This window comes from Sutterella massiliensis (genome assembly GCF_016899755.1).
GTDB classification, from domain to species: domain Bacteria; phylum Pseudomonadota; class Gammaproteobacteria; order Burkholderiales; family Burkholderiaceae_F; genus Sutterella; species Sutterella massiliensis.
In genome coordinates this window covers 1-254 of the sequence record NZ_JACJJC010000479.1, presented here as the reverse complement: position 1 = coordinate 254, position 254 = coordinate 1, and the positions used below count along the sequence as shown (strand labels likewise).

General features: G+C 40.9%; 1 protein-coding gene. It reads right to left on the bottom strand.

Features of this window, described 5'->3' with window-relative positions:
* Positions 1 to 254: glycosyltransferase family 4 protein (locus H6A60_RS13390; RefSeq protein ID WP_205105352.1), on the bottom strand; the 254-nt coding region annotated here is incomplete at both ends.

The following is a 254-nucleotide window of genomic DNA, read 5'->3' as shown; positions in this document are numbered from 1 at the left end:
TTGTTGTGCTTGTTGCCAAAGGGTTTTGTTATTATAGATTTCAATTGCAGCTTTGGCAATTTCTTCTGGATTATCTGCAATTATTCCGTTCCAAGGTAAATTTCCCTGCATCGATTCTGCGCCAACTGTTGTTGTAATACTTGGTGTGCCACATTGCATGGCTTCTACTAATTTTCCTTTTGCTCCAGCGCCAAATCGAATAGGTGCAAGAACTACTCTTGATTTTCCAACAACATCTGCCGCATGTTCTGCTC